This is a genomic window from Bifidobacterium sp. ESL0769 (assembly GCF_029395495.1).
Lineage (GTDB): Bacteria > Actinomycetota > Actinomycetes > Actinomycetales > Bifidobacteriaceae > Bifidobacterium.
In genome coordinates, this window is the sequence record NZ_CP113918.1 from 839140 (window position 1) to 865424 (window position 26285).

General features: G+C 57.1%; 18 protein-coding genes. 9 read left to right on the forward strand and 9 right to left on the reverse strand.

The genetic code is table 11. The features are described from left to right. Nucleotides 1-177 precede the first annotated feature (177 nt). Both OZX72_RS03375 and OZX72_RS03380 read left to right on the forward strand, forming a co-directional pair. Nucleotides 178-1416, forward strand: a complete 1239-nt coding sequence (locus OZX72_RS03375; RefSeq protein ID WP_277159000.1) for a macrolide family glycosyltransferase — start codon at nucleotides 178-180, stop codon at nucleotides 1414-1416. Between the two features lie 181 nt (nucleotides 1417-1597). Next, entirely contained in the window at nucleotides 1598-2620 is a 1023-nt protein-coding gene (locus OZX72_RS03380) for a TIGR00730 family Rossman fold protein (protein ID WP_277159002.1), read from the forward strand. 9 nt (nucleotides 2621-2629) lie between these two features. Here the strand turns inward: OZX72_RS03380 and OZX72_RS03385 are convergent, their stop codons facing one another. From OZX72_RS03385 to OZX72_RS03395, 3 genes are all read right to left on the reverse strand, one after another. Continuing rightward, a complete protein-coding gene (locus tag OZX72_RS03385; protein ID WP_277159003.1) occupies nucleotides 2630-3274 on the reverse strand; it encodes a methyltransferase in 645 nt (214 codons plus the stop codon). A 128-nt stretch (nucleotides 3275-3402) separates the two neighbouring features. Further along, nucleotides 3403-4524, reverse strand: a complete 1122-nt coding sequence (locus OZX72_RS03390; protein ID WP_277159004.1) for a 2Fe-2S iron-sulfur cluster-binding protein — start codon at nucleotides 4522-4524, stop codon at nucleotides 3403-3405. Between the two features lie 154 nt (nucleotides 4525-4678). After that, on the reverse strand, nucleotides 4679-6637 hold the full coding sequence (locus OZX72_RS03395; RefSeq protein ID WP_277159005.1) for an FAD-binding protein: 1959 nt from the start codon (nucleotides 6635-6637) through the stop codon (nucleotides 4679-4681). Between the two features lie 94 nt (nucleotides 6638-6731). On the opposite strand from OZX72_RS03395, the gene OZX72_RS03400 reads away from it, so the two are divergent. Further along, nucleotides 6732-7076, forward strand: coding sequence for an MGMT family protein (locus tag OZX72_RS03400; RefSeq protein WP_277159006.1), 345 nt, complete (start codon nucleotides 6732-6734; stop codon nucleotides 7074-7076). A gap of 186 nt (nucleotides 7077-7262) precedes the next feature. Here the strand turns inward: OZX72_RS03400 and OZX72_RS03405 are convergent, their stop codons facing one another. The 4 genes from OZX72_RS03405 to OZX72_RS03420 all read right to left on the reverse strand — a co-directional run bounded on the left by OZX72_RS03405 (nucleotide 7263) and on the right by OZX72_RS03420 (nucleotide 12355). Continuing rightward, complete coding sequence (locus tag OZX72_RS03405; RefSeq protein ID WP_277159007.1) at nucleotides 7263-8912, reverse strand: DNA-processing protein DprA; 1650 nt, start codon at nucleotides 8910-8912, stop codon at nucleotides 7263-7265. After that, nucleotides 8912-10447: a YifB family Mg chelatase-like AAA ATPase gene (locus OZX72_RS03410; protein WP_277159008.1), complete on the reverse strand. Its 1536-nt coding sequence runs from the start codon at nucleotides 10445-10447 to the stop codon at nucleotides 8912-8914. The genes OZX72_RS03405 and OZX72_RS03410 overlap by 1 nt, the downstream gene beginning before the upstream one ends. After that, nucleotides 10447-10968, reverse strand: a complete 522-nt coding sequence (locus OZX72_RS03415) for a YraN family protein (RefSeq protein WP_277159009.1) — start codon at nucleotides 10966-10968, stop codon at nucleotides 10447-10449. The genes OZX72_RS03410 and OZX72_RS03415 overlap by 1 nt, the downstream gene beginning before the upstream one ends. A gap of 511 nt (nucleotides 10969-11479) precedes the next feature. Further along, the gene (locus tag OZX72_RS03420; RefSeq protein ID WP_277159010.1) at nucleotides 11480-12355 is read right to left on the reverse strand and encodes a pyridoxamine kinase; all 876 of its coding nucleotides are present in this window, start codon (nucleotides 12353-12355) and stop codon (nucleotides 11480-11482) included. A gap of 434 nt (nucleotides 12356-12789) precedes the next feature. On the opposite strand from OZX72_RS03420, the gene OZX72_RS03425 reads away from it, so the two are divergent. The 3 genes from OZX72_RS03425 to OZX72_RS03435 all read left to right on the forward strand — a co-directional run bounded on the left by OZX72_RS03425 (nucleotide 12790) and on the right by OZX72_RS03435 (nucleotide 18676). Then, on the forward strand, nucleotides 12790-14112 hold the full coding sequence (locus tag OZX72_RS03425) for an O-acetylhomoserine aminocarboxypropyltransferase/cysteine synthase family protein (protein ID WP_277159011.1): 1323 nt from the start codon (nucleotides 12790-12792) through the stop codon (nucleotides 14110-14112). Between the two features lie 794 nt (nucleotides 14113-14906). After that, the gene (locus tag OZX72_RS03430; RefSeq protein ID WP_277159351.1) at nucleotides 14907-15755 is read left to right on the forward strand and encodes an ABC transporter ATP-binding protein; all 849 of its coding nucleotides are present in this window, start codon (nucleotides 14907-14909) and stop codon (nucleotides 15753-15755) included. 197 nt (nucleotides 15756-15952) lie between these two features. After that, nucleotides 15953-18676, forward strand: a complete 2724-nt coding sequence (locus OZX72_RS03435; protein WP_277159012.1) for an FtsX-like permease family protein — start codon at nucleotides 15953-15955, stop codon at nucleotides 18674-18676. A gap of 82 nt (nucleotides 18677-18758) precedes the next feature. Here OZX72_RS03435 and OZX72_RS03440 read toward each other — a convergent pair whose 3' ends face one another. Then, nucleotides 18759-19643 (reverse strand): response regulator transcription factor, encoded by an 885-nt coding sequence (locus OZX72_RS03440; protein WP_277159013.1) that lies wholly within the window; start codon nucleotides 19641-19643, stop codon nucleotides 18759-18761. 450 nt (nucleotides 19644-20093) lie between these two features. Next, complete coding sequence (locus OZX72_RS03445) at nucleotides 20094-22691, reverse strand: histidine kinase (RefSeq protein WP_277159014.1); 2598 nt, start codon at nucleotides 22689-22691, stop codon at nucleotides 20094-20096. A gap of 318 nt (nucleotides 22692-23009) precedes the next feature. Here OZX72_RS03445 and OZX72_RS03450 point away from each other — a divergent pair, with 318 nt between their 5' ends. The 3 genes from OZX72_RS03450 (at nucleotide 23010) to OZX72_RS03460 (ending at nucleotide 26030) form a co-directional block, all read left to right on the forward strand. After that, a complete protein-coding gene (locus tag OZX72_RS03450) occupies nucleotides 23010-24365 on the forward strand; it encodes an alpha/beta fold hydrolase (RefSeq protein ID WP_277159015.1) in 1356 nt (451 codons plus the stop codon). 186 nt (nucleotides 24366-24551) lie between these two features. After that, the gene (gene proC, locus OZX72_RS03455) at nucleotides 24552-25349 is read left to right on the forward strand and encodes a pyrroline-5-carboxylate reductase (RefSeq protein ID WP_277159016.1); all 798 of its coding nucleotides are present in this window, start codon (nucleotides 24552-24554) and stop codon (nucleotides 25347-25349) included. Nucleotides 25350-25376: 27 nt separating this feature from the next. Continuing rightward, nucleotides 25377-26030 carry a Type 1 glutamine amidotransferase-like domain-containing protein gene (locus OZX72_RS03460; RefSeq protein ID WP_277159017.1) on the forward strand — a complete coding sequence of 218 codons (654 nt, stop codon included), beginning with the start codon at nucleotides 25377-25379 and terminating at the stop codon, nucleotides 26028-26030. Nucleotides 26031-26285 lie beyond the last annotated feature (255 nt).

The following is a 26285-nucleotide window of genomic DNA, read 5'->3' on the forward strand; positions in this document are numbered from 1 at the left end:
CGAAATTCGTGAATGTGACAGTAATGAGGAGGCCAAGTCAAGTGATGGAAAGTATCGCGGAAAACAAAGATTCATAATGTTTTAATTTGGGATTATGATGGTTGGCCAGTCTGGTAATGCTACGATGAAGAAGTTGTAGCTGACAATGTTGGGGCAATGAAACAAGAAAGATTACACATGTGTGAATCGGAAAACCCTGTCGTAGGTGACGAAAAGTTGGAAGCGAAGCAGAATGCCCGCGACAAACTGCTGATGGCGTGCATGCCGTATCAGGGGCATATCAATCCGACGCTGGCTACCGTGCGTGCGCTGGTCGCCGATGGGTGGGATGTCACCTATATCTGTGACCCGCGATGGGAACAACAGGTTCGGCAATCCGGGGCGACGTTCGTGCCGTACGATTACTATTCCGCCAACCCCGGCAAGTTCGAACACACGATCCAGGCACCTGAAAAGGCCGATAATACGGTGTTGCGGATTGGCCGCGAGTCTCATTTCGATGCGTTTTTATACGAAGGTCTGTTGGTTTCCGGCAAGGCCTTGGCGGACAAGTTGGGGCTTCCGTCGATTCGTCTCTATTCGACGTTCTGCTACAACCGCGACATCCTCAACCGACTCGCCGGAGCGAGCAGAGGCTTCCACTTGACTTCGGTGCTGCGCAGCGAGAAGTTCCTACGCCTGATGTCGTCAAGCACGCGGCGCAGGGGATTGATGGAGACCAAGGATTTCGTCAGTGAGATGGTTGATAACCCGCCGACGCTGACTTACACGTATACTTCGCGTTCGTTCCAGATCGATGGAGATTCCTTCCCAGCCGAACGGTACCGGTTCATTGGCCCCTCGTTGGACGGGAGAGAAGACCAGAAGCCAAGCGCTGATTTGGCATCGGTACTGGAGCGAGCCGGAGGCAAGCCGATTATCTATGCTTCGCTAGGCACTATCTTCAATACGTTCCTGCCGTTCTATCGTGCTGTTGTCGGTGCGTTCGGCGGTAAGGATGTCACGGTTATCCTTTCTGCCGGCCATAATTTCCAGCGCGACAAACTCGGCGAGATCCCGGACAATATTCATATCTACAAATCGGTGGAACAGCTTTCCGTGTTGTGCAAGGCCTCGGTGTTTCTGACCCATGGTGGTATGAACAGCGTCAACGAAGCTCTATACTACGGAGTGCCGCTGGTGGCGGTACCGATGGCGGACGACCAGCCTGCGGTCGCCGCGAGGCTTGCGGAACTTGGCCTGGGCTTGAGCCTCGATAAGCGTTCGATTTCCGCACAATCGCTTTATGACGCCGCAACGAAAGTCATGTCCAGCAAGGATACCGCCGAACGTATCAAGGCGATGAGTCGTGACATGCACGAGGCTGGTGGCAATGCGCAACTTGTGAGAGATCTCGACAAACTACTGGCTGGCTAAACCCGACTTCGGGCAGTGATATTCAGCCCCTTGCCGCTCATTTGGCGTCCCTTCCTGCTTCAATGGCAGTATTAAAGCCTTCTCCTGCTTAGACAATAGCATCTTGGACGGAATCGTATTTGTGTTGCGTCCAGTGGGTCGGAAGCGGGATTCGGCATATGAGTCGGGAGAAATAATGACGATGGGCGAAACAGATAATACCGTAGGTGCGAACAGCGGACAGGTGGCCGGAAATGGTGACGGAGAAAATGACGACAAAGGCGTGATTGGTAGTGCGGTCAGCAATGTCGGGAATACCAGTAATCAGGTCGATTCTGCAGGAGACATTCGTTCGTGGGAGACTCACCGCAGCGGATCGGTGCTGATGCGCGGGTCGATGATTCCCGAGCAGACCCCGGACCAGGCGTTGCTTTCGTTCCAGGGCGACGACAACGAAGGCGACGACAACATCGATACAGATGGAAGCAACGGCTCGAGCGAGAACGATGTCGCATCTGAGAACGCTGGGACTGGTCAAATCGTTAACGGGAGAGCTTCTGGAACCGCCGGACGTGTGTCAAAAGCCCATGGCGGCAAGGATTGGCGGCATGGTGATCCTTGGCGCGTGCTGCGTATCCAATCTGAATTTGTGGAGGGCTTCGACGCGCTCGCGGACTTGGGGCGGGCACTGTGTGTGTTCGGCTCGGCACGGGTGAAAGAAGAGGAGCCGGAATACCATCAGGCCATGCGTATGGGCGAAATGGCCGCGCAAAACGGGATTACCGTCATCACCGGCGGCGGGCCCGGCATTATGGAGGCCGCGAACCGCGGGGCTGCCGAGGCCGGTGGAGTTTCGGTGGGGCTTGGCATCGAACTGCCTCACGAGGAAGGGCTCAATCAGTGGGTCAACCTCGGGATGAATTTCCGCTACTTCTTCGTGCGCAAGATGATGTTCGTCAAGTATTCCTCGGCGCTGATCGTCTGCCCGGGCGGGTTTGGCACGCTTGACGAGATGTTCGAGATTCTGACGCTGGTGCAGACCGGCAAGACCTCACCCAAGCCGGTGGTGCTGTTCGACACGCAGTATTGGAAGGGTCTGTTCGACTGGGTGCAGGGGCCGATGCTCGACCGCGGACTCATCTCGAAGGAAGATTTGAAAAAGGTTCAGTTCACCGATGATCCCGAGGAAGCCGTTCGGCTGGCAATCGGCGGAATGACGAAATAAGTCGCAATATCAGCGTTTCACGGCAATCAGCATGCCGGTGCCCGTCGGTGTCAGTGCCTGTTCGAAACGTTCGTCGTCCTCGACGTTGGTGAGCAATGCGCGCATGGCTTCCGCCTTGCCGTCTCTGGGGTAGGCGAGGCCCGACATATCGGTGAAGATGATGCGGCCCCCGACTTTCAGAAGGTTCGCCGCTTCGACGAAGGAAGGTACGTAGTTCGAGGCGACGCCGGAGACGACGATGAGGTCGTAGGTGCCAGCGTTCAGTCGCGGCAGGAAAACGGTCGGGGAGGTGTTGACGGCGCGAAGCGTGGTGCGGTTGTCGACAGAATCGGAAATATCGGCGAAAAGGCTGCGGATCATCGTGATGCCACGAGCTGAGGAATCCACGGCCGTCAGCTGCCCGGCGCCGCCCAGGCCTTCAACCAATTGCATTGCTTCAACGATCGAGCCCGTGCCGACGCTGATGATGGAGGTCGCGTTGAGTGTGCGGGTGATGAAACGCAGCAGATTGGCCTGTGCCGCAGAGCTTTGCGGAAGTTTGGCTTTTTCGGCGTCGGCGCGGGCCTTGCGTAGCACGTCGCTTTCGAGGCTCAGCGCATGGGTCTCCGCCATTTCCCAAACCTTGGCCATATTCGTGTATGTCGTTTTGTTCATCTTCCACCCTGCATTTGTGCTATCTACCCGCGTATTGCGGCTGCCGATTACTGGTTTTCATAATACGGCGAGCAATCACCAAAATGGCTTTTTGACACGGTTATTGAAGGATTGATTGGAAAATGGTATCACTTCTGATGATTCTTAACACGTTCGGTTAGTTTCCACATTTCTTCGCCGACATCGATGCCGCGGGGGCACTCACGGCTGCAGGCACGAACTGACTGACAGGCGGTGATGCCGTCTGCGGTGGCGATGGCATCAAGACGTTTGTTGGTGGCGTTATCACGCGAATCGTTGATGAACCGTGAAGAGGCGATGAGTGTTGCCGGGCCGATGAACGCCTCGCCGCCGGCGTAGACCGGGCAGCTGCCTTCGCATACGCCGCACGAGATGCAGTTGCTCAGCAATTCGTAATGCTTGAGTTCTTCGGGCTTTTGCAAGTATTCGAACATGTCGATTTTGCCGTCTTTGGTGGTGGCCAGCTTGCCGTCCGCCTTCAGATAGGGCTCAAGCTTTTTGATCTGGTTCATCATCTGGTCGATGTCGACGATGAGGTCCCGCAGAACCGGGAAACCGGGAAGAGGCGCGATTTCGATGACGGTAGGAGTGGGTGTGGTGTGCTGACTTTCAGAAGAGTCGTTGAGTCTGTTGGAATTGCCGAGGTTATTGGAATTGCTGGAATTACTGAGGTTGTTGGCATAGCTGGAATCGTTGGAATCAGCGGGATTGGAGCCCACATGCGAGGCATTATTGTTCTCGGAAATCGTTTTGGCATCGGTTTTGGTGTGAGTATTGTCGACTGTATTTTCCGTAGTTCCGGTCGAGCGGAATCCTTCGTTTGCTGGTGCCTTTGTATCGCCAGCCGGATTCGATTCTACTTTGACATAGTCCTCGATTTTGGCGGTGCATAGCAGTGTCGGTGTGCCATTGATGGATACGGCGTCGGAGCCACAGATGCCGTGGCCGCAGGAATAGCGGAACGCCAATGTCGGGTCGATGTTGCGTTTGATGTTGAGCAGGCAGTCGAGGACGGTCTGGCTGGGCAACGCTTCGATGCTGTAATCCTGGATGAAATGTTTGCCGCGGATGCGGCGACGTGATGGTGAGGAACCGAACGGACTGCCGCCTCGCGCCTTGCTTCCGAATGGGCTGGAAGAGTGACGGCGGGCATGTTCGCGTTCCGGTGCCGGTGTGAACCGCTGGATTCGTATGGTCACATTCATGCCGCGCATTGCATCTTCACTCATTGCCACTGCCTTCGTTGTCTGCTTTCGTCTGTCAGTCTGCCACAAACCGTGGCCTGATGTGTCACCCATTTACTATGAATCGTAGCCTATTTGTTACGAACACAATTCTGTTGTGCTGACAGTCTTTTTGAAATGTTGTTTTCCTAAATCGACTTTAATATGCGCGTGATTTCGGCGGCATGTCAACGATATGAACCGGCTGCCAAGACACTTTGCCGCTGGCGTCGGCCATGGAATGGTTGAGGAAATGTTCGTCATCGCGTTCCGGGAAATCGGTGCGGGCGAATGCCCCGCGGGATTCATGCCGTACGACCGAAGCGTCGAGCATCGCCTGTGCCAGCTCGATGAGGTTGTTGACCTCCCATATCGCCGTGAGTTCCTGGTTGAAAGCCGTGGTGTCCGAATGGGTATGCAGGGCCTTGGCGCGGGGCAGCAGTTCGTCGGTAATGGTCTGCTGGGCTTTTGAGATACTGTTGGCATCACATCTCACTGCGACTGCGCGTTCCATGGTCGTGCCAAGGTCGGCCAGCAGCTGGTAGGGGTTGTCGTTGGTGGCATCCGGCTTGTTGCTGGTTGCGTCGCTTGCGGACGATGAATCGCTTTGATCGGCACCAGGCTTGGTCGATGTTTCAACGCTGCTGATATTGTTATCGGTTTCGGCGGCGTTGTCATCCGTGGGTGAGGCCAATAAGGTTTTGACCGACTGTCGGCGCTTATCCGCAGCCAATTGTGTGGCATTCTGACTTTCGGCATCTGAAGATTGTTCGTCGATCTCGGGAATCTCCTTGACGATGCTTTGTGCCATGGATTCGCCCGCACGCGTGCCGAAGAGGCAGGCGTCGAGCAGACTGTTGCCGCCCAAACGGTTCGCGCCATGGACGCTGACACAGGAGCACTCGCCAGCCGCATAAAGCCCTCGCACGATATGGCGTTTGCCGTCTTCCCAACGATAGACTTCGCCGTCGGTGGTGATGGGGATGCCGCCCATGGTGTAATGCGCCGTGGGTTTCACCGCCACCCAATCCTTGCTCGGGTCGAGCCCTGCATAATCATGGATCGTCTCGACCACTTGGGGCAGCACTTCCTGCATGTGTGCCTTGTCGATTCCGGTCATATCCAGCCAGACGCAATCCTTGGGGCCGTTCGGGTCCTTGGGATCGGCCACGCCGCGGCCGGCGTCGACTTCGGCCATGATGGAACGGCTGACCACGTCGCGTGCCGCCAAGTCCTTGTGTTCCGGGGCATATCGTGCCATAAACGCCTCGCCGTCGGCGTTGCGAAGGATACCGCCTTCGCCTCGCGAAGCCTCGGAAAGCAGGATACCGGTGTGTGCCAGCCCGGTGGGGTGGAACTGCACGAATTCCGAATCCTCAAGCTGCAGACCGGCCTTCAGGGCCAAAGCCATGCCGTCGCCGGTCAGATCCCAGGAGTTCGAAGTCGTGTGGAATAAGCGTCCGGCGCCGCCCGTCGCCATCAGAACGTTATGGGAGGCGATGGCATGCGTTTTGCCGGTGTGGGTATCAAACGCGACCACGCCGCAGGCCTTGTCTTTGCCCTCGTCCAATACAAGATCGGTGACGTACCATTCCTCGGCGAACTGCACACCTTTGCCAATGCACTGCTGCCACAGCGCGTAAAGAATCTGATGACCGATACGGTCGGCAGCATACGCCGCCCGTTTTATTGGCGCCTTGCCGTAATCCTTGGTGTGCCCGCCAAATTTGCGCTGGGCGATATGCCCGTCATCGGTGCGTGAAAACGCCACACCGCTGCGTTCGAGGTTGACCACGGTCTGCGGGGCGTATTGTGCCAGTATCTTGACCGCGTCTTGGTCGGCCAGCCAATCGCCGCCCTTGACGGTGTCGTAATAATGCCAGTGCCAGTCGTCGTGTTCGATGTTGCCGAGGCTTGCCGCGATGCCGCCCTCAGCGGAACCGGTATGCGAACGCAAAGCCTGCAGTTTAGAGATGATCAAAAGCTTCGGGCTGCGGCCTTCCGCCTTCATTTCCTTGATCGCATCGGTTCGTAAAATCCCCAGTGCCGCCGACAATCCGGCCGCCCCCGCGCCGATAATCACCGCATCGTACATGTCTTCAACTTGCTCTGGACTCATACCCCCGATTATGGCACAAGGCCAGCAAGAGCATGTGCAGAAACGGGATTGGTTGGCTCTTCCCTTATGGGTGGGGCACTCGTACCATGGGAGTATGAGCGGAACATTCAATGCGCGTGTCTACGATGTCGTCAAGAAGATTCCTGAGGGCAAGGTGGCCACGTACGGCCAGGTGGCGGCGCTCGCGGGCAACCCGCGCAACGCGAGGTTTGTGGGTTATGCGTTGCATTCCAATCCCGAACCGGGTGTGATTCCGTGCCATCGCGTTGTTTTCCGCGACGGATCGCTGGCACCGGGCTTCGCGTTCGGCGGACCTGACCGTCAGCGGGCGTTGCTTGAGGATGAGGGTGTGTCATTTCTGCCTCCTGCACCCAGGCATGAGAACGCTGGTGAAGAGGGATGGATCGTCGATATGAAGCGTTGCCAGTGGCAGTGCTGAGACCGCTTTGATGATGGTATGGTTCGATTTCATCTATCTTCCTCGAATTCACGGGATTGATGTCATTGACGATTGAATTTGTACCCGTTGTTACGGTTTAGTGTGATGGTGGATTCTTTCGATGTGTTTCATCGAATAAGATGATGAAGGAATTTTTCATATGTTTGAACTTGGGTTGCAGATAAGTTATGGGTTATCTGCTTTTCTGCGATTGTTGATGACAATTTGAACTGTGCCAGATTTCAGCGCAATCAGACCACGCAGTTCCATTTCTCCGAGCTCGCTCTCCAGCTTGCTGATGCTCCATGAAGTGGCTTCTTGCGTGGTCGTATTTGCAGGGTTTTGCATAGATGATTGGCGTTTGCCTGTGGGCCGAGGCGTATTGAGCATCGTCAGAATGGCTTCATGGGTGGCTGCATTGCCTTGCCGCCTGCAACGGCGTATGGCAGTCAGCACCTCCTGCTGCACAACGGTGGGTTTGGTCTTGGACGCTGGCGACTGCGAAATGTGCTGGCCGGATGAGCTTTGTCCCATTGCCGCGTTTCCCTGACCAGACCGCGAAGTCTCGGTGCTGCTTGGCAAAGGGACTTGCAAAGCGGCACCTGTCCGGTTGGTGTTTGAATCATCAGGTTGCCGTTGCGGTTGATCAATGAATCCATGGTTTTCCTTTCTGGTGCTGGTAGATAGGCGAGATATTGGCTTTGCCGCTTGGTTTTCGTCCGTTTCGTTGTTGGTGGGAGTTATCGTAGGTTCGTCAATGTGCAGCACTTTTGGCGCATGTCCTTGATGACAGATTTCGTTAACGGAATTGACCGAAGTGAGGATGATCGCTCGATGATCGCGAATGAGCCAATTGCAGCCGGTGTTGCCCGGAACGTTGATATTGCCGGGAGCGGCGTAGACCTCGCGACCCAGTTCCGCCGCCCAATTGGCCGTATTCAGTGCTCCCGAGCGGCTTCTTGCCTGGGCCACGACCACGGTGGAAGCCAAAGCAGCGATGATGCGGTTGCGAAGAAGGAACCGCCGAGCTTCGGGGATGGTGTTCGGGCATAGCTCGCTGATGAGCGCCCCGCCATAGGTTTTGATACGGTCGAATAGGGGCGTGTTGCGTTCCGGGCCGATATGATTGAGTCCTCCGGCGAAGACAGCCACGGTTCGTCCGCTTTCGTTTTCTCCGAGGCCGCTCATGGCGTCCAAGGCGCCCCAATGGGCTGCGGCATCGATGCCGAACGCGCCTCCTGAAACCACTAAATGCCCTTGTTCCGCAGCCTTTTTCGCGACGGTTCTAGCGACGTATCGACCGTAATCGTCCGCTCCGCGTGAGCCTACGACGGCCAACGGTTGTGGGCAACTCACCAAAGCCGCAGGATTGCCGATGCCCCAAAGACACAGTGGCGAGGCCCAATCTTTTCTGATGGAAAGGTCGTCGAGTTGGGCGGGCCAATATGGGCTCGTTGGTCCGATGATCCACTGTGACCCGTTTACCGTGAAAAAGTCTTTGAGTGCGGTTTTATCGCTCGAAGGTAGCTGATGCAGCCGTTCCCGCCAGCGTTCCAGACCGTGGTGGAACGAGCCCATGCCTCGTGCGTTGACTTTTCGGCCCCATTTTGCCGTTCCCGTGGCGAAAACCTCGTCAAGTCTGTTGCGGTTGCGGGTGCCGTCCTTCTCGTCGGCGATCAGGCTTAGGGCGGTGATGGCATCGCCGGCCCCTTTGATGGTGGCGAACAGCAGGGCATCGGCGCTGTCGATACAGAAAGTGAGAATGGCCCGGGCCAATGTGTCCTCATCGATGGATGGCGGTGGGGTTGTGGAGGGAATGGCAGTGCTGTCGCTCATCATGACTCCTTTGTTCGCAAGGCGATGCCTTGCATCATTTCTTCATGTCCCGGCGTCGTCTTGCCGCCTAGGTCGGCAAGTGTCCATGCCAGGCGCAACGCCCGATCCGCTCCGCGCAAGCTCAGTCGTTCGTTTTCCAGCGCTTCGTCGATGAGGGTGAGCGCGGCTTTCGGAGTGTTTGCACGAAGCCATGTGCCCGATGCCTGTGCGTTGCAGGTCCAGTGATAGGCTGTGAAACGCTCCTGTGCGGTGTGCCGAGCCTCGGTGACTTTGTGCCGCATCTGCTCACTGGTGGTCTGCGGCTGGGAGTCTTGCGTCATGAGATGCTCCACCGGCGGCACTTCCACCTGAATATCGATGCGATCCAGAATAGGGCCGGAAAGCCTTGAGAAATAGCGAATACGATCCTTTTCCTTGCAAGTGCAACGGGAACCGTCTCCATATCCGTAGCCGCAAGGGCAAGGGTTGGCGGCCATGATGAGCTGGAAATTGGCGGGGTAGTAGGTCGTTCCTTTGGAACGTGAAAGTGCCACATAGCCTGATTCCAACGGTTCGCGCAAGGTTTGCAGCGAACGTGGTGAGAATTCCGGTGCTTCATCCATGAATAGCACCCCGCGATGAGCGCGCGTGATGGCTCCCGGAGTGGCGATACCCGATCCGCCGCCGACCAGCGATGCTGTGGAGGCCGTGTGATGTGGCGCTTCGAACGGCGGCACATCGCTGATGCCGTAATTTGGCAAGGTTCCGCACAATGAACGGATTGAGGCGACCTCAAGTTGTTCCTGCTCGTTCAACGGACACATAATGCCGGGCACGCGCGAAGCGAGCATAGTCTTTCCTGAGCCCGGAGGCCCTGTCATCAGCAGGTGATGACCGCCGGCTGCTGCTACTTGAAGCGCCCATTTTGTGCGTTCCTGTCCGATGACTTCGGCCATGTCGCCGACCGGCGGGGCAAGGTTCGCCTCGTCGTCGTTGGATGTCTGGTCGGTGGGAATTCGAGTTTCGTTGATATGGTATTTCGCCTCGCCGCCCATCAGCTCGATGAGCTCGCCCAGATGACGGATGCCGATGACGTTAAGCCCTTCGACGAGTTCGGCTTCCTCGACGTTGCGCTCAGGTACGATGATCTGGTCTATGCCGTGTTCGCGGGCGTAAAGTGCAATCGGAAGCACGCCGGTGACCGGCAGTACCGAGCCGTCGAGATTGAGCTCGCCGAGCACAACCGTGTCGGCCAAGCAATCGTGGGGAATGACACCGGCCGCGCTGAGCACGGAAACGGCGATGGCCAAGTCGTGCGACGAGCCACGTTTGGGCAGGGAAGCAGGGGAGAGGTTGACCGTTACCCGTGTCTCGGGCCAGCTGAAGCCACTGGCTTGGCAGGCGGATTTCACCCGTTCGCGTGCCTCGCTCAGCGAGGTGTCCGGCAGGCCGATGATGGAGAAATATGGCAGTCCCGGCGAGATGAAGGCCTGCATCTGGATGGCATTGGCCTTGAGCCCTACCAATCCAACTGACATCGCTGTCCCGATGGCCATCAGAACGCCCCCGGTATGTGCTGGACCCGTGGCCGGTTGCCTTCCATCAGAATCGACATGGCATCGAAACGAATTCCGGTTCGTCGTATGGATTTACCGGGGCCGGCAAGCCAAAGTGCGCCGGCGTGATGAAGATTGGCCTGTTTATGTGGGGTAATGGCTTCCTGTGGGCTGCCATAGCGCTGTGTTCGTCGTGTTTTCACCTCGACGAACACCACGATGTGCTCCGGGGTCATCATGATGATATCGAGCTCGCCGAAACGGGTGCTCCAGTTTCTGGCCAAAACGTGCCAACCGAGCTGGGCGAGCCACGCCGCGGCGTATTGTTCGCCGATTTTGCCGAGTTGCTTGGCTGAAAGATCGGGCATGGCCAGTTCTTCCTCAAGCTCTGCCAGCAGACCAACTGAAGTGGTGTCGTTGAGGTCGGTGTCGTTCAAGACGATGTCATCGTCGATGTCGGTTCCGCCGCCGAAACAGGTGGTCGTCCGGCGTTGTTGTACTGCTGAAATTTGTGTGTTCATGTATTTCAGTGTTGCATGGTTCGCGCTTTTACCGTGTTAAAAACCGGTGCTGTGGTCGGATGATTGCCCTTTTCGTTTTTTACGGCGTTTCTCGGGATAACTCTGTTTTACTGTAATGCAATTGTGGTTAACGCTGTGGATGGTTTCTGGGGTATGTGCGTAAATGGTGGTATGGGCGGTGGAGAATTTCGTCGGTAATGACGTTAGTGGCGGAGAACCCTGTGGGCGAAATCGAAAGCATCCACAAATTCATCCACATCCAGAAATTATTGGTTGTCTGTAATCAGGACGTTGATACTGATTTATGTAATGCAAGATTTAATATGTTCCGTTATGAATCTAATAATTGCCGAGAATTGGTATAAAAAATATCCCCGTAATTTAGCCAAGGTCAAAAGCAGCCAACTTACAGGGATACTATGTGGATTTTATGCGGGTATCGTACGGTAAATCCTGGTATCAAACCGAAATCACAGCGCGAAAACCGTCACTGAAATGCGAAAGCGAACGCTCAGCCAACCAATCCGGTCAGCTCACCGAGATTGAGCTCGAAGCTCACGCCGCGCTCTTCGAAATCGGGCTGGTTGCGCGTGGATTCCATGGCGTGACGCACAAATTCGCCGGCTACCTGAGCCGATTCGCCGAGCGTCTTGCCGGCCATCACCGCGCCGCACAGCGCCGAAGCGAAGGCATCGCCGGTGCCGTGAATCATGTAGGGAAGCTTGTCGTGTGCCAGCTCGACGCGTGCCGAAGCCCCGGCGCTCGCACTGCCCACAAAGTTGCGCAGCTTGCCATCGCCGCGGTCGATGCCCTTCAATACGACGTTCTTCGCGCCCATGTCAAGCAACGCGCCAACCCAATCGGTTGCTTCGTCATCGCTCAGGTTCTGCCCGGGGTAGTCGCGTCCGGTGAGGATACTGGCCTCCGTGAGGTTCGGCATCAACACGTCAGCGCCGCCCACAAGCGTTTTGACCGCGTCGCACATTTCCTGCGAATAAGTGGGATACATTTGCCCGCCGTCGCCCATCACGGGGTCGACCAGCCGCAGCGCCTTGGGGTATTCGCGGTACATGCGCTTGATGATGTCCACCTGCTCGGCCGAACCGAGGAAGCCAGAATAGATGCCGTCAAGCTGGACATTCACTTTCTGCCACGCGTCAAGATAGCCCGAAAGCATATCCGTGGTGTCGTGGAAGGTATAGACCGGGAACTTGGTGTGTGCGGAAAACAGGGCCGTCGGCACTGGGCACACGTCGCAGCCGCAAGCCGAAAGAATCGGAATCGCAGCGGTCAGCGAGCATTTGCCGTAGCCGCACATGTCGTGCACTGCCGCAACGCGGGGGATATATTTGGGGTCGCGCTCATAGAGCGTCGTATCTTCTTGCATTTCATGACCTTTCAGAAAGTCTATGAATAATATCGGCGTCCGTCGCCGGGCGGGAATGCCCGGTGCGTCGCTGGTAACGACTGTAGCCTTGTTACCGACAGACACGCCCCGTTTCGTCCGCAAAGTGACGCTGGGGTCTGGTACTTGATGGTGAAGGGGTTGTTTGGATTGGGGAGTGGGTATCGTTATAATCCCTTGTCCTGATTGGGATTATCGCCAGTTTCGAAATAGGTCAAAAATAATATTGAAAATTGTATCCGGGAATATTTATATTTTTATGGTTATCTCATTGCCGCAAAATACTGGAATTTCAACGGTTTTCAAGCCGTTATAGATTACCGGGATAGCGTCGCGCTTGCCGCGTGGGTTTCCTCGGTTTACGCTCAAAACGGGAAATACCACATTGGGCATTCATGTATATAAAGGAGCCGGACATGACCGACGAGACCACACCGAAGAAGTACCATTTCGAGACCCTGCAGCTGCACGTGGGGCAGGAGGAAGCCGACCCCGCCACCGACGCTCGCGCCGTACCGATTTACGCCACCACCAGCTACGTCTTCCATGACTTCGACCACGCCGAGGCGCGTTTCGCCCTGCAGGACCCGGGCAATATCTACGGCCGTCTCACCAACTCCACCGAAGACGTGTTCGAACGGCGCATGGCCGCACTCGAAGGCGGCACCGCGGCGCTCGCCTTGGCCAGCGGAGCGGCGGCGGTGGAGGCCGCGCTGCGCAACATCACCCAGACCGGCGACCACATCGTCTCCTCGTCGCACATCTACGGTGGTACCTTCAACCTGATGCGCCACACCCTGCCGCGCGACGGCATCACCACCACCTTCGTCGACCCGGCCGACCCGCAGAACTTCGAGGACGCGATTCAGGAGAACACCAAGCTTGTCTACTTCGAGACCTTCGGCAACCCGAACGCCGACCTGCCCGATTTCGAGGCCATCTCCAAGATTGCGCACAAGCACAACCTGCCGGTGTTCGTCGACAACACCTTCGCCACCCCGTATCTCTTCCGTCCGCTCGAGAACGGCGCGGACATCGTCGTGGAATCGGCCACCAAGTTCATCGGCGGCCACGGCACAACGCTCGGAGGGCTCATCGTCGAGGGTGGACACTTCAACTGGGCCGCGGTGCCGGGCAAGTTCCCGACGCTGACCGAGCCGGATCCCTCTTATCACGGTATGAACTTCTACGAGGCGCTCGGTGAGACGGCCTTCGTCACCCGTGCCCGCGCCATCTTCCTGCGCGACACCGGCGCGTGCATCAGCCCGTTCGCCGCGTGGCTCCTGCTGCAGGGCACCGAGACGCTGTCGCTGCGCGTCGAGCGTCATGTCCAGAACGCGCTGAAGGTGGTCGAATACCTTCAGACCGTGCCCGAAGTCGAGTCCGTCTCGCACCCCTCGATTCCCGGCCGCCCTGACCACGAGCGTTACGAGAAGTACTTCCCGAACGGAGCCGGCTCGATTTTCACCTTCGACATCAAGGGCGGCAAGGACGCGGCGCGTGTCTTCATCAACAACCTGCACCTCTTCAGCCTGCTTGCCAACGTCGCAGACGTGAAGAGTCTCGTCGTGCACCCGGCCTCCACCACCCACGCCCAGGAGACGCGCGAGGAGCTGGAGAGCCAGGGCATTCACCAGGGCACCATCCGCCTGTCGATCGGCACCGAATATATTGACGACATCATCGACGATCTCAAGGGCGGCTTCGAGGCCCTGCGTGCCTCCGGCCTCGCCAAGTAATCTCAGTAAATATCAACGAAACCCGTCTGCCGCCTGCATTTTTGATGTTGGGCTGGCAGGCGGGCCTGTTTTATCGGTTTATCGCTATCTTGCTGCTGGTAAACGACATCTGTGGTTTCGTCATGTGCGGTTTCCCGGCACCAGTGTGTACCGTCGATGTGTTTCCATGTTTTGTGCTGGTAAACGGACTTTAAAAGTTGGTTATGTACGGTTTTCTAGCACTAATGTGGGTTTTGGGTAAGTCGGTTGGAAATCATCCTCAAGGATGAGGTATGGATTTCTTGGCATTGTGCAGCAGAAGTAATAATTCATTCCTACGCACGATGGGGGAGACGGGCGGATTCCTTTAGAATCTGAGGTAACAGACAAGCAGCGACCTCAACAAAGGAGTCCACATGAACCCCAACAACATCTACGGCAACAACGCCGGCAGCGATTTCCACAGCATCATCAACCCGAACTTGGGCGGTGGCGACGGCGCGAATGCAAGCGGTAACGTGTACGCAAACAACAATCCGAACGTTGCAGCCACGCCGAATGCCGATGTTCCGGCACCTTCCTTCATCCCGCCGCAGACGCAGCAGCATTCGCAGGGGATGCCATCGGCATCTCAACCCCAGCAGCATTCACAGCAGGCGGCAGCATCTCAACCCCAGCAATACTCGCAGCAGCTGGCGGAATCCTATCCTCCGATGTATCAGCAGGCCACGCAGTCGGCACAGCCGCAGCAATTCCAACAGGTCCCGGCGCAGTCGCCGCTGTTCCCGCCGGTTCAGCCTCAGGCCCAGCAGCCGATGCAGCAGACTCCCGTCCAGACCCAAGCCCAACCGCAACAACACAAGGAGTTCGCGGTCGAGGCCATCGATCTGGTCAAGGACTACGGCATGGGCGAAAACGCGGTGCACGCGCTGCGCAATGTCAACGTCGGTTTCGAAAAAGGCAAGTTCACCGCCATCATGGGTCCTTCCGGATCCGGCAAATCCACGATGATGCACACGCTCGCCGGCCTTGATTCGGTGACCAGCGGCAAGGTCGTTCTCGGCGGGCAGGACATCACCAAGATGAACGACAACCAGCTGACCATGCTGCGCCGCAATGAAATCGGCTTCATTTTCCAAAGCTTCAACCTCCTGCCGATGTTCACCGCCGAGCAGAACATTCTGATGCCCTTGACGCTCGCCGGTGCGAAAGTCGACAGGAAGTGGTTCAACACGTTGGTCGAAACCCTCGGGCTTACCCAGCGCTTGAAGCACCGCCCCAACGAACTTTCCGGCGGCCAGCAGCAGCGCGTCGCCATCGCCCGCGCCCTGATTTCCAAGCCCCAGGTGGTCTTCGCCGACGAACCGACCGGCAACCTCGATTCTGTTTCCAGCGCCGAGGTCCTGAGCTTCCTCAAACGTTCCGTGCGAGAGTTCGGCCAGACCGTGGTGATGGTCACCCACGACGCGGTGGCCGCCTCCTACGCCGACCGAGCCATCGTCTTCGCCGACGGCCGCATCGTCGCCGATGAGCAACATCCCACCGCTGAGCACATGAGCAATTTGTTGATGGAGGAAAGCGAACGAGCCGCTCGGCAGAGCGCGGCACCCACGATGGCTCAGCTCATAAACGGCAAACCTAGGCACGCGCAAGTCGTGCAGTGAATCGATGGGATCATAGCGGTTTCGTTTGGGCTTGGCAGCTGGATTCATGTTGACGCAATGATGAAAATCGTCAAATAGTGGCAATCGTAGCTGCAAACAATCCAGCCGATAATAAAAAGCCGAAGCGAAACTTAGCGAACAATCTCCATCAATCACTTGGCAAACGAACTTGTAGACGAAAAGCAAAAGGAACCAAAATGTTCTCAGTAACACTCAAACTTATGAAAAAGAGCGGGAAAATGCTCATTCCCGCCGGCATCGCCATCCTCATCGGCACCGCCTTCATCGCCGCGACCTTCCTGTTCGGCTCGTCGATGAACGATTCGCTGCGCACCCAGCTCACCGCGCAATTCGGCCAGGCCAACTACATCATCGCGCCCGCCGACGAGCTCAAGGCGCAGACCACCGACAGTGACAGCGACATGAAAACCGTGGATGATCTGAAACTTGACCAGATCCGCTCGATTGATGGCGTCACCGGCGCAACGGCTTCCATCAGTTCCGAGGCCGAGTTTTTACATGGCAGCAAACATGTCTCCGGCATGACGACCACCACGTCGAACGATCCGAAACTGATGCTGGTCGGCATTGCGCAAGGACGACAGCCCAGTGCCGACGATGAGATCGCGCTGCCGCGAGGCATCGCGCAGAAACTTGGTGTTGGCATCGGCGACCAGGTCACTGTCAATAGCAAAACCTCTTCACAGCAGGGAGCGCAGGCGTCGGGCGGGCAGAACCGCTCGGTCAAGGTCGTGGGCCTGACCGACGATCCGCGTGGCGCCTTCGGCTTCTACGGCGGCGGGGCCGTGGTCTCTGACAACATTATGGCCGGTCTCAATGGTGTCCGTAGTTTTGGCAAGATTCCGGCTTTCGCCATCCTGCTTTCCATTGATCCTTCCAAATCCGACGTGGCCGTAAAAGCCATCAAAGCCGATCTGCCGCATTATTACACCATCGATTCGCGTGCCAAGATTGGCGACGACGCCATGAAGGCCATGTCAGCCACCAGCACCACGCCGGTGACGATGTTCCTCACGGCTTTTGGCATCCTCGCCATGCTCGTGGCGGCGTTGGTCATTGCTAACACCTTCCAGGTCATGGTCGCTCAGCGTCGGCGCACGCTGGCGTTGCTGCGTACTATCGGGGCCACAAAGGGTCAGCTGTACCGTTCGGTACTGATTGAAGCCGCGCTTTTGGGCCTCATCGCTTCCTTGCTGGGTATCGCCGCCGGCATCGGGCTTATGCAGTTGATGTGCTCCACCAAGTTCATTGGCGGCGATGGGGCGCAGATGCGTTTGGTCCTTTCGTGGCAGGCGTTTGTGATTCCGCTGATATTCGGCGTAGTGATGACCATTCTTGCTTCTCTCACCTCGGCCCGTTCCGCTACTTCCGTAACCCCGCTGGAGGCGCTGCGCCCGATGGAGCTTGCCGATGACAGACGACGTGCCGGACGTGTCCGTGCCGTAATCGGCGTGCTGATGCTCGTTCTCGGAGCCGTGTTGATTGCCGTCGGTGCCAGCAGGATGCCGAAAGTCATGAACGACAATGTGTCGAATGGCAACGACAAGACCTATGAGCTGGCACTGCTTAGCGCGGTAGGCGGTTGCGCGTTGCTCTTCGTCGGGCTTGCGGTCACCGCGACATTCTGGATGCCGGTATTGATGCGCGGAGTCGGCGCTCTCGTCTCGCACCTCGGACCTTCCGCCAAGATCGCCGACGCGAATATCCAGAAGAACCCGCGGCGTGTGTCCGCCACCGGCGTGGCCCTCTTGATCGGCGTCACTCTCGTTTCCACCATCGCCACCGGCGCGGCTTGCGGCAAAGCGACTTTGGACACCGCGCTCGATTCGCGTTACAGCGTCGATATGGTGGCCGAAGGATCCGGACTCAACCAGAAAACTGCCGACAAACTTGCGAAAGTAAAGGGCGTTTCCGAAGTGCTTTACGCACCCACGGTGGTGGTACAGGCCAAGGATTCCGACCATCTGAACACGCCGATGCTGGTTGTCGGCGTCCGTTCGACAGCACAGCTGCAACGGGTGATGCACACCGACCTTGGTGGTACCGAACTGGGTGGCGATACCGTAATCATGCCCAAGACCTCCGCTTCGACAGGCAAGAAGCTAGATGTCGCAGGCGGCACTGTGAAGCTCACCCCGCAATCCGAGGATCAGGGTGAGAATGCCGCGAAGAGCACGAATGCCAACGGCTCGACTGACGCCAACCATGCTGGTTCTTCTGCCACGCGTTCCTTCACCGTTCGCCAGGTCGATTACCGGTCCATCAGCAAGAATTACGCTGCAGTCGCCTTCGTCGATATCGCACATTTCGACAACGGTTCCTTGCCGTCCACCGGTCACATCGAACTGATGAAAATCGGAGGTGCCGCCGGATCGGGGCAGCAAGGCGATTCGCTCGCTGATGTTTTCGAAAGGGCACAGAGCGTCACCGAAGGTTCCGGTGCCGTCGCGCTTTCCGGTCCGATCGCCGAGCGCCAGCAGTGGGACAAGAGCATCGACCAGATCATGACTCTGCTTGTCGCTCTGCTTGCCGTTGCCGTGTTGATCGCGCTGATCGGCGTGGCCAACACGCTGAGTCTGTCGGTGATCGAACGCACCCGCGAATCGGCCACCCTGCGTGCCATCGGCATGACGCGCGGCCAGCTCAAGCGCTCCCTGGCTTGTGAGGCGCTCCTGATCTCGCTGGTCTCCGGCGTGGCCGGTGTGGTGCTCGGTACAGCATTCGGCTGGCTCGGCTCCTACATGGTCTTCAGCCTCTACGGCAAGACGGCCTATCTGTTCGACTGGAAGTTCAACGGTGCGGTGCTCCTGATCGCCGCGCTCGCCGCCCTGGTCTCGAGCATCTTCCCGGCCCGTCGTGCGGTGAAGACCCCGCCGGTCGCCGCCCTCGCCGAGGCGTAAAAGGTCAAGGTATCAGCAGTCAATAAAAAATCCGTTCGCTTGTCAGTACGAAAGTGAACGGATTTTTTATATTGAGTGAAAGTCACACTAGCTTGTTGTCGTAGGCGAAAACGACGGCCTGCACACGGTCGCGCGAGTAGGTTTTCTGCAGGATATGGGCGACGTGGGTTTTCACCGTCGGCAGGCTGATCGAGAGCTTGTCCGCGATCTCCTGATTGGACAGGCCGTGCGCGATTTCGACCAGCACCTCGCGCTCGCGGTCGGTCAGCGTATCAACGGCCGGATCGTGATAGGTAAGTGGTGCGTCGCCGGCGCCTTGTCGCGTCGCCTGGGTACCAAAGTCACGGTTCAGGCTGTTGGCGGTGCCATGGTTATCTGCATTGAGGAACCGGCTACCAACGTTGGCGTTACTCGTGCTTTTATCGTTACTTATATGGCTCAGTGAGCTATTGTTGCGGACATTGCCAAAGTCGCCAGAACTCTTCGCCGCGGCCCGCGTCGCACCCAGCTCGCCTCCGACCATCTTCTCGATGAGCCTCTTGGTGGCACTCGGCGCGATGATGGCGTTGCCCTGATAGACCGTGCGAATCGAGGAGAGCAGCGTCTCCGGCTCGGTGTCTTTCAAAAGGAACCCGGAGGCACCGGCGTCGATGGCACTCATTACGTATTCGTCCAAATCGAATGTCGTTAGAATGATGACGTGGGTTTTCGGAGCATCATTCCCCGCCTCGCGTTCCGCGTCAATGATGAGCTTGGTCGCCTCGATGCCGTCGGTGCCGGGCATACGCACATCCATCAGCACCACATCCGGCTTCAGATCAAGGCTCAGTGACACTGCTTCGGCACCATTGGAGGCCTGTCCGACCACTTCCATGTCGTCCTGCGAGTCGATGACCATGGCGAAACCTGCTCTCACCAGCTCCTGATCGTCGGCGATAAGAACTCGGATAGGCTGCGTTTCACTCATAGTTCAAGGTTAGCAAGACGCGGCGGCAAAAGTTGGTGAAGACTGTTTTGGAATTCAGCTGCCGAACCTGCACTTTTTGAACGCTACTGCCATAAACCTACAAGTTGCAGTGTCCTAGATGCATGTTTTTAGCGGAAGCGTCGGGAAAGTGCATGTTAGCAAGCCTAAAGTGCACTTTTGCCACGTTGTCGTCAGGGGAGGCAGGATATGCATTCTCGCCACATCTCCTGATGCTGCTGTCCAATCAGTGCAAGTTAAGCCGGCATGAGTGCAGTTTTTCGACGCTGCTGTCGGGGAAGTGCAAGTTGTGGTGTCCTGAATGCAGGTTTTGAGTGTTAGTGTCGGAAAAGTGCATGTTAGCAGGCCTAAAGTGCACTTTTCTGGCAGAAGAGCGGAGCATGAACCCGTTAGCGTATTACGTTAACTCCATGGTCGCAGTGATTGACACGTTCAGTCTGTGGCTGCGCCGTTCCCCTCATTTTCCGTTCCCGCCACGGGATGCAGCAGCGGCTGGGACGTGTCCGGATTGTCGTCGCTGCCGCCGGTTTCACGAAGTACGCGCAACAGTTCCCGCATGTGGGCAAGCGCCTCACGTCCCTGCTCGCCGATGGTGCGGAAGGCCGAAGTAATGGCTTCCGGGGAAGTGGTTACGCCGGCAGAGGCATCAGTGTCGAGCATGGCAAGTCCCGCGTCGGCTTTCGCGATAACACCGGCCAGGGTCTCGCTCACCTCGCCGCGAATCTGCGCGCCGATCCTTTCGCGTTCGCTGTTGGCCGCCAAGACTTGTTTTTTGGCACTTTCCGCTTCCAACGCCTCGTGCCGGGCTTCAAGCACCATCGCGTTCGTGCCGCTCGCCCGGACCCATAACGCCGCCCCGATTGCCACGGCACATATTGCCAGTGAGAGGAAAAGCAAGCCGGCAATATCGCGAGGATAGACGCCCTGTGTTGCTTGTATTCCGGAGTGCCTCTGTCGGTTCATCACCCAATCCACCAGCGTCGGATAACCCATGAATGACCCGTTGAACCGCAAACTGAACAGCACGCAACCAATCAGTGTGGCAACCGTCGCCCAACGGCGTGAGTGGCCTTTTCCATAGAGGCACACCGAATACAACGATATCGGCGCGGAGAACACGGCCAACGGTATCTCCGGCACGAAGCACAGCGCGAAAGCCGCCGTAACCGCCATGGCCGCCGCGCTCGATCGCGGGAAACGGCGGCGAAACACCAGGGCAGCAAACACCACAAGGCTGATGACGGTGGTTGTGACTTTCGTGGCAAATGTGGATGCGTGCACGACGGTGCTGAACGACATGGTGCGTGTGCTGTCGTTGTAACGGAAGGTCACTGTGCTCCACGGGAAGATGATAGTCATCAAAACCAAGGCGATGATGGCGTCGGCCAATAAGTAATGCTGTGCAAAGAAGCCGGATACGCGTTCTGCCCAGTTGAGATTGATGGTGGGTTGGCTGGTTACTGGTTTCGTTGTGGGGCTGTTTGTCTTTGCCGAGAGGTTTGCGAACCAGGAATGGCGAGAGGTCTTGATGTCACTTGTTTTACTGTCCTTGCCAGAAGATGAACTACCGAGAGGTCTGACGTGATCATTGGCGGATTTGCTATCATTGGTTCGATAATCGACCGGTTTGACATTGAAGGATTCATTGTCATCGGTATCGTGTTCTGTGGGTTTCACCTTGCCGGGTTGGGAACTGGCCGATATTTCTGTCTTTGCTGTCGCTTCTGCTGTTTCGTCAAACGGCAGCGTTACGTCGACTTCGAAGCCGCCACCGGCCCGAGACCCGGCGATAACCTTACCGCCGACGGTCTCGATACGTTCACGCATGCCGGTGAGCCCATAGCCGGGGCGATGTCCGTCTAACGTAGCAGCAGCGCCGTTGCCGTTATCACGCACGACCAAATGCAGCCCGTTCTCGTTCCAGGTCTCCTCAACCTTAACGGTAACGCCGTCGCCCGCGTATTTGCGTGCGTTGGTCAGTGCCTCCTGCACCGCGTGGTAGAGGGCGGATTGTGCCTTATTGCTTAGGCGTTCCGGTTGCGGGCGAATATCGCCGCCGACAGTTCGTAGTACATTTCCGTTTGTCGCCCGAACAGTTGCATCGGCCTGCGTTATAAGCCCTGCGATATCGCCATAACCGGCGTGGGAACTTCCTCCGAACGTGCTTAAGAGACCATCCATGTCATGCTGCGCCCGTTTTGATTCGTGCCTGATGGTCTCCATGATTTCTCGCGCTTTGGCAGGGTCTTTTGCACCTGCGTAGCGCCCGCCGTCGGACTGGACGATGATGGTGGAAAGCGTGTGGGCCACCACGTCGTGCATATCGCGGGCGATGCGTGCGCGTTCGGCGGTGCGGGCGATGTCGAGATCTTCCTGTTCGCGAGCTGCCAGTGCCTCATTACGTTCCCGCAGCAGGGATGCGGTGGCCAGTCTCATTCGAGAGCGATACCCTAAGAAACACGCGGCGGCGAGCGCGGTGACGATGCAGACGAGCAGGAAAAGTGCGGTCGCGGCGAGGTTTCTTCCGCAGGTTCCGCTCATTCCGGAAGTGTAAACGGTGCGGCAGGAATCATAGACTGAACTTGCCGTGTCTCCGGCATAGCCGGGATTATGCAGCGGCCCGACCTCCGAGCCCCAGGTGATCATCGGCGCCGCGGCGATGCCGATGACGAACGCCAACGTAATAAAGACCTTGCTGCGTGCAGGGTTTCCGTAGGCGATGACCGAATAGAGCATCACTACTGCCAGCAGGTCGCCGAAAACGTAACTTGGCCCGACAACCAGCTGCAGGACGGTCAGGATCGCGAAAGCCAGTGTCGCGCCCTGCGGGTGGCTGCGTCGAAAGATGCTGGGAATGATGAGCACGCATGACCACGCAATCTGCCAGCCAGCACTGTAGCCAATCCATAGCCCGCCTTCGTTGCTGGACGTGCTGACGCAGGCAAAGAGCAACGCCACCAGCACCGGCAGGAAGCTCCCGACCACCGGGTCGCGCGTCAGCCATCTGCCGAATCGCCGTATCTTGCTCATAATGCAAGACTATCGCAGGATGGCCGCCTCCGGTATCGTGCTCAGGAATGACGTTTGGTTTCGGTAAGGGAAAATTTGAGATTGACACATTTTGCGTAATTTGAAACGCTGAAAACCGTGGAGAATCAACGAATTGAACTTTTCGTTCGGCCTCGATGGAGATATTCTATTTTGCTGAATGCCGATTATGTATAATAACAGAAATATGTATTTCACTGTGTGGCATTTTTTAGTCGAATAATGGATGTTTGACCGGAGTATGCACAGCGGTTGTTATACAGTAAACCATTGGATTGCCGAAGTTATCAAGGGGGAAGTATGACTTTACTGGCAAAATATTATGTACCTGGATTGGCCGTGGAAGACCATTCCATCAAAGTGCCGCTCGATTGGCGTTTTAACCAGCCTGGCAAGGGATTTTCGGGGGAATCGCTGAGCCTGTTTTATCGCGTCGTCACTGCGCCTGAACATGTCCACGACGACCTGCCACTGCTGATTTTTCTGCAGGGTGGTCCTGGCGGTGCCGGCCCGCGTCCGTTGAACCCGTCGAGTGACGGCTGGATCGCCGAAGCCATCAAGCATTTCCGCGTCATTCTGCCCGACCAGCGCGGCACTGGGCGTTCCTCGTGCGTCGATTCGAACGTGATGGGGCGTATCGACGGCGCGCGCAATCAGGCGGAATACCTCAAGTGTTTCCTCGCCGGCTCGATCGTCCGTGATTTCGAGCACCTGCGTCGCACAGAGTTCGGTGGCAGAAAATGGGTGACGTTGGGGCAAAGCTATGGCGGATTCCTGACGCTGGCCTACCTCTCTTCTTATTCGGAAGGTGCCATCGCGAGCTTCACCATGGGCGGCATTCCGCACGTTCCTGCCAACGCCCGCGAGGTGTATGAGCATACATTTCCGAGGATGGCGCAGAAAACGCGGCTATATTACAAGCGTTATCCGCAGGATATTGAACGCGTCGCTGCCGTGGCCGACAATATCAGCGCGAATAAAAGGAAAACCGTGGTTACCTTGCCCAATGGCGACCCGCTGACCGTCGAGCGTCTGCAGACCTTGGGCAGTGACTTTGGTATGCAGCCCAGCCCGGAGCGCCTGCATTGGCTGATGGACATCGCGTTCGCCAAGGGGGACGGTTCCGAAAACAGGAAGGCGCCGCTTTCCGACCAGTTCCTCTTCTCGGTGATGGAAGCCACGTCGTCCACGCCGCTTTATTGGCCGCTACAGGAGTTCATTTACGCGGACGGCGAGCTTGACGAGCCCATCGGCTGGGCCGCGCAGCAGGTGCGCGACGAGCATCCGGAATTCGACGTTCACCGTCGCCCGCTGCTCTTTACCGGTGAGGCGATGTTCCCGTGGATGTTCGAACAGGAGCGTGCTCTGCGCCCGTTCAGGCCGGCGGTCGAGGAGCTGATGGGTGACACGCAGTTCGGAAAGATCTACGACACCTCCCAGCTGAAGCATAACGAAGTCCCGCTTCAGGCCGCAGTCTATTTCGACGACATGTACGTCGACTCCGGCATGCAACTCGACACCCTTTCGCGCGTGGGCAATTCGCACGCTTGGGTCACCAACGAGTACCAGCACGACGGCATTCACCACGGCGGGGCGGTTTTCGACCACCTTTACCGCGAGGCGCTCGACCGCGGGGACTTGGAGGATTTGTTCTAAAACGCTGATACCTTGTTTCTTGCATTGCGGCAGATGAGACACCGGGCATGGAAACCGGGTTGAATCTGCCGCAATTCTTGTCTGTTATCGTGCGCTTTGCCGCTTTGGTAGTGCGTCGTCTCCTGCGATGGTTTAGGATGAGGGCAGTATGATTTTTGATTCATTTCCATCATTAAGGAGCTTTTCATGGCACAGGACGTGACGGTCGGATTCATCGGTTTCGGCAACATGGCACAGGGCATCGCCAAAGGTCTGGTCAACGGGGGAGTGATCAGCGGCTCGCAGATTGTCGCAAATTCAGGCCATTTCGATAAGGCGCAAGCCGCAGCTGCGACTATCGGTGCCAAGGCCATGCACAGCGCTACCGAAACTGTGGCCGCAGCCGATATCGTGGTCGTCGCTGTGAAACCGAACCAGATCGAAACCGCGCTCGCCGACGTGCTGGACGATCTCAAAACCGACGACAAATTCATCGTTTCCATTGCAGCTGGCCGCAACCTCGATTACTTTGAAGAGCTGCTCGGTGACGGTGCGCATGTGCAATGCGTCATCCCCAACACGCCCATCGAGGTCGGCCAGGGCATTCTCGTCACCGAAAACGCCAATACATTGAGCGATTCCCAACGTGAGACTTTCGAGGCGCTGTTCTCACCGATTGCACTGATCGAGCGTGTCGATACGCCGCTGATGGACATCGGCTCGTCCGTGGCCGGCTGCGCTCCTGCGTTCACCGCGATGTATATCGAGGCGCTTGCGGATGCCGGCGTCAAGTATGGCTTGAAACGTGAGACCGCCTACCGTCTGGCTGCCAAGATGACTGAAGGCGTCGGTGCGCTCTATATGGCCACCGGCACTAATCCTGGTGCGATGAAAGACGCCGTCTGCTCGCCCGGCGGCACCACCATCAAAGGCGTCACCGAGCTCGAAAAGCAAGGTTTCCGCGGCGCGGTGATTTCCGGTGTCGACGCCATTCAGAACGGCTGAACAAGTGGAAATCGAGGGGGAGCCGATATGGGCAAGGTGATTTTGGCGTCAAGTCCGTTCCCCGCCCTGCGTTCGTTGCTCGGCACGCTGCCGAAACGCAACGCGCTTCATTCCGCCTTGCGCATTGCCTATATTCCTACGGCGGATAAGAAGGAAGTTGCTCGTTACATTCGACCTGCGGTCCGTTGGGCGTTGCGAGCGGCCGGATTCCGCGTGCACCAACTTGATGTCGCGCAGGCGAGTGCTGAGGAAATCCGTTATATTTTATCGACTTGTGACATCATCTGGATAGGCGGTGGCAATAGCTTCTTTCTGTTGCATGCGCTGAGGCGTTCGAAGGCCGCCGACCTTATCATCGAACAGGTTGCAGCGGGCAAGACCTACGTTGGGGTCTCTGCGGGTGCTGTGGTCGCCGGACCGGATATCGGTTATATCGGCAAAATGGATGAGCGTGGTGCTGCCCCTATGCTTCAGGACGTCACCGGCCTCAATCTGGTCGATTTCCGAGTGGTCCCGCATCTCGACAACCCCGGTATGGGCCGTGCCGCCCGCGCCATCGCTGCCGCCGAGCGTGAGGAAGGCCATATCATTCACATATTGGGCGATGCCTGTACGCTCGTGATCAGAGACGGAAACATCCGCACGCATTTTCATCATCTGTTGCATCACCATTCTTTGTAAGTCTTCGGGTTCACTATCCGGGATCAGCATTATTGAGATTGCCGTTAATTCGGGATTTTCAGTATCGGGTATTGCCAGTATTGGGAATTGGCATTACCGAGAATTGCTGTTATTCGGGGTTCCTATTATCGGGTTTCTGTCTTTTGCGCTTCGACATTTTGTCAATTGCAATAATCGTCAAATTTCGCTTCGCCCATATACGATGGACACGGTATGTCGATATCGTCAAGCGAATGGCAGGAAGCGAAGATGTCA